The organism is Micromonospora sp. DT4 (assembly GCF_049841675.1).
Classification (GTDB): Bacteria; Actinomycetota; Actinomycetes; order Mycobacteriales; family Micromonosporaceae; genus Micromonospora.
The window spans coordinates 1-951 of the sequence record NZ_JBNCKT010000315.1 but is presented as its reverse complement, the minus strand read 5'-3'; the positions used below and the strand labels follow the sequence as shown (position 1 = coordinate 951).

1 protein-coding gene is annotated in these 951 nt (G+C 69.2%); it reads left to right on the top strand.

Going from position 1 to position 951, the window contains the following annotated elements; translation table 11 throughout:
* The first annotated feature begins 697 nt into the window (after positions 1-697).
* Positions 698-880, top strand: a complete 183-nt coding sequence (locus ACLQ24_RS29850; protein WP_425895074.1) for a hypothetical protein — start codon at positions 698-700, stop codon at positions 878-880.
* Positions 881-951 lie beyond the last annotated feature (71 nt).

Below are 951 nucleotides of genomic sequence, written 5' to 3'. Positions count from 1 at the left end.
ACCATCGACATCGCCACCATCAAGATCTGGCTCCGCGACCTCGCCCGCGAAACCTGATCCACAAGACACGGCCTAGGACGCCCTCTCGGCCGCCGCGATCTCGGCGAGCCGCTGGGCCGAATACTGTCGCCTCTCGACCCCCGCACGGGCACCGACAGCAGGAACCGCGCGTACAGGTCGACCACCGGCACCGTGGGAAGGTCGTTTACGGCGGTCACGAACTGGCCCGCGAGGTAGGTCGCCGCCGTCCAGGGGTCGCCGGCCGCGAGCGCCGTCCGTGCGTCCGGGCATGGGTAGGGCTGTTTACACGCTTCGCAGTCCCACGCGGGGCGCTGCGGCCGGTGGCCGGTCACCAATGCCGCCCTGAGTTAGCCCGGAACGCCTGGCCCCGCGTCAGCCACGGCGCGCAGCCAGGCTGCGGGTAGGCGTCAGTCGGCGCGCTCGCCCAGGCCGGAAGCGCGGTCGGCGGCTCGGCTGGCGGCGGGGTCCGGCGGCGGTCTGGGCAATACCGCCAGCGCAAGCCGCAGACACACGCGCGGGACCACCACTGGCGGCGGTGAACGAGATCAGAGGATATCGGCTCCATTGCTCGGCGTAGGCGCATAGGCTCAACTCTGGCTGACCAGTTGGCAGGTCGTCAGCCCCCTCGGTGACAAGTTGCCTACCCGTGTCACCGGATGGTCCGACCGTGCGCGTAATGGCCCTCTCGGAGGTCGCCGACTACCTCGGCGTCTCCCGCCAACGTGCCGCGATCCTGGTTGATCGCCCAGACTTCCCGGCTCCGATGGAGACGTTGACCGTCGGCCGAATCTGGGACGCGACCGAGGTCCGCGAGTACGCCGCAAAGCGCCGGGAGCGCAACGAAGGCGGTTCGGGCTAAGAGACTGTCGGGTAACTGGGTGGGGGCGGAACGTCACGCCGAGACACGTCGATGGAAGGTCCTCGACAAAT

Excerpts from the sequence above, each read along its gene's own strand:
- ACLQ24_RS29850 (WP_425895074.1), top strand. The coding sequence starts at position 698 with ATGGCCCTCTCGGAGGTCGCCGACTACCTCGGCGTCTCCCGCCAACGT.